A 2206-nucleotide genomic window follows, 5' to 3' on the forward strand; every position below is an offset into this window, starting at 1 on the left:
TAGATGTGTGTGTGAGCATGTGCAGAGCAGTGAGTAGGTGCTTGAGTAGTAGGCTGCGCTGGCTGCTGCTGTAGGTGCTGCTGCTGTAGGCTGCGCGCATGGATAGCTTGGGTAGCTTGGCTTGGGTTTCCTACCATGTGCTTTGAGAATTCCAACCTTTAGAATTAAAATTCTGCACGCGTAGCGTGCGCGTAGCGCATAGGCTGACCGCTGACCACTGACCACTGACCACTGACCACTGACCACCTAGTTTACCTTTTATTATATCCCTTTAATGTAATAAATGTCTAAATATGGATACAAATTAAGGGAACATTGGTTATTTCCTACTCAAGGATGCTAATTTGTCAGAAACAATGCCTAAACGTCTTGCGTGATAGTAAAAATTTCCATTATCATCCCGGTTCTCAATGAGGCTAGTCACATAGCTGATACTTTGGCTACGGTTAGGGGAGCGTCTAATGTGGAAGTGATTGTGGTAGATGGGGGCAGTGATGATGAAACTGTTGCGATCGCACAATCAATGGGTGCTAAGATTATAGCTGCTGGTGCCGGTCGCGCTAGTCAAATGAATGCTGGGGCTGCGGTTGCTACTGGAGATATTCTACTGTTTCTCCATGCTGATACCCGTTTACCTAAAGGATTTGATACCTTAGTTCGCGAAGGGTTACAAGACCATGAAACCGTGGCTGGTGCCTTTGAATTAGCCATTGATGCTAACCTGCGGGGGGTAAGGCTAATTGAGCGGATGGTGAATTTGCGATCGCGTTTTTGCTCTCTGCCTTACGGTGATCAGGCTATCTTTATCAAGACTAAGGTGTTTACAGACCTGGGGGGTTTTCTTAATCTACCGATTATGGAAGATTTTGACTTGATGCGACGCCTCCGCCACCTAGGTAAAATAACTATCCTTAGTCAACCTGTGCTAACATCAGGACGCCGTTGGCAGACCTTAGGGGTTGTGAAAACTACATTAATTAACCAACTGGTGATCGTTGCCTATCATTTGGGGGTTTCTCCTCACCGGATTGTGGGTTGGTATCGTAGAGCAAAAGGATGAAGAAGTCGGGAATCGGGAATCGGGAATCGGGAATTGGGAATCGATGTGTGACTATTTATCAAAAAATAGTGGGAACGCTTAGTATACAAAAGCTAATAATTTTATAAATGGCAAATGTTTTCGGAGACTGACAACCATAGGGATAAGCGCGTTTCTATCATAGAGGTACTCCCGATTACCGACTCCCGATTACCGACTCCCGATTCCCGAACTCTAGTTGAAGCATGAGCAATTATAGTCAAATTCAGTCTTATCAAGATTTGCGAGTTTGGCAAAAGGGAATGGATGTAGCGGAGAGTTGTTATGTTATCACCAGAGAATTCCCTAAACAGGAAATGTATGGGATGACTGCACAGATAAGGAGAGCAGCTGCATCAATTCCTGCTAATATTGCAGAGGGATATGGACGGGAGTATCGAGGAGAATATGTTCAATTTCTTAGAATAGCTCAAGGCTCTCTCAAAGAATTGGAAACCCATCTTTTCTTATCGGTCAGAGTTAAACTGGCTAACTCGGTCGCGGTTAATCCGATTTTAGGTGAGTGTGAAGCTTTAGGAAGAATGCTACGTTCTCTAATTCGGTCATTGCTAGACAACTCATAATTCCGGAGTGGGGAATCGGGAATCGGGAGCGGTGCGACCCGTGGCGAATTTAATTACGGGTCAAGCGCACCGAGGGAATCGGGAGGAGTAGATAGTAGACCTATGCGCAAAAGTAGTTTTATGATAGTGTTTGCATCAATTCTTGTCTACTGTTCTGGTGATCCCCTGTTCCAGACAACTGCCGCGAAGTCAAGTCTTTGTGTGACTAGTTAAAGAATAGTAGACTTCGTTTGATGGAAATAGTTTTGTGGAATAGCCATCTTGGTAGAATAGCCATCTAACCTGGAACGGGCATCTTGCCCGTTGCTCCTGTTACAATTCTATTCGACTCCCGATTCCCGATTCCCGATTCCCGATTCCCGATTCCCGATTCCCGATTCCCGATTCCCCACTCCCGATTCCCGATTCCCGATTCCCGATTCCCCACTCCCGACTCCCGATTCCCCATGACTACACAAAAACAATGGCGTTCAGAAATTACTGCACTTCCCTCTTGGTTGCGACGTCCGATTGGTAATGCTAGTGACATCTCAACGGTGCAGCG

Annotated in this window: 2 protein-coding genes and 1 pseudogene; all 3 read left to right on the forward strand. The window is 45.9% G+C overall.

The window, feature by feature from the left end:
• The first annotated feature begins 373 nt into the window (after nt 1–373).
• On the forward strand, nt 374–1060 hold the full coding sequence (locus F6K20_RS35240) for a TIGR04283 family arsenosugar biosynthesis glycosyltransferase (protein ID WP_287297919.1): 687 nt from the start codon (nt 374–376) through the stop codon (nt 1058–1060).
• Between the two features lie 224 nt (nt 1061–1284).
• A complete protein-coding gene (locus F6K20_RS35245) occupies nt 1285–1662 on the forward strand; it encodes a four helix bundle protein (protein ID WP_008181721.1) in 378 nt (125 codons plus the stop codon).
• Nucleotides 1663–1958: 296 nt separating this feature from the next.
• Nucleotides 1959–2206, forward strand: a pseudogene (locus F6K20_RS35250) (hypothetical protein); the annotation flags it as partial.

The organism is Moorena sp. SIO2C4 (assembly GCF_010672485.1).
GTDB classification, from domain to species: domain Bacteria; phylum Cyanobacteriota; class Cyanobacteriia; order Cyanobacteriales; family Coleofasciculaceae; genus Moorena; species Moorena producens.

Bases quoted from the DNA above. Each gene is read 5' to 3' on its own strand.
- F6K20_RS35245 (WP_008181721.1), top strand. From the start codon at position 1,285: ATGAGCAATTATAGTCAAATTCAGTCTTATCAAGATTTGCGAGTTTGG.